Here is a 699-nt window from a genome sequence, read left to right on the forward strand (position 1 = left end):
TACACCTGTAATCTGCCGCGTCATGCCCGTACTTTTATTACCAACACTAACGGCACCCTGCGTACTTTTCCATTGCGTCTCAGTGTTGTGTGCAGGACCCTGCAACAAAGAAGTGTACCCTGAAACACCTGCAGCCCTATCAGCTATAGCATCACTTCCTATAGCAACACCGGCCCACTTTTCCGCTCTTGCCCTATCACCAATAACGGTGGTAGCAGGAGCGGAGGTTTGCGAACTGTTGCCGATATTAATAACAGCTTCATAATTGTCGCGTCCTGACTGTACCTGTATGTTGTTACCAATAGCAATAATCCCCACGCCATGCGCATTCGGACTGTTTCCTATTTTTATATCATTATTAGTTGCATATGTACTCACTCTCCTTGCTAAACTATTAACGCCAGACAGCAAAATATCATCACTATTATCTCCCTCAACAGGCAGCATCCCCCCTTTTTTAACAAATGTTTTTGGCAATTTTCGCACAGCAATATTATCCGCACTCATGCTTTTATCGTTAACCGCTATTCTTGTAAGCTGTAGCGCTTTCTTATCATCAACATTTCCAACTCGCGCAGAACGGCTACCTTCTGTCAAAACATTTACGATAGGACTCTTATCACTCTTACCAGAAAGGGTTTTGGTTAAAAAATTTGCGTAATCATCAGAATCATTCAAACCAGCAACAGAGAGAAGGCT

Annotated in this window: 1 pseudogene; it reads right to left on the bottom strand. The window is 43.3% G+C overall.

What is annotated here, in order from left to right:
- Nucleotides 1–699 (bottom strand): annotated as a pseudogene (locus tag ACFIMA_RS09870) (hypothetical protein); the annotation flags it as partial.

This window comes from Bartonella sp. AP88HLJMH, assembly GCF_042195605.1.
GTDB lineage: Bacteria > Pseudomonadota > Alphaproteobacteria > Rhizobiales > Rhizobiaceae > Bartonella.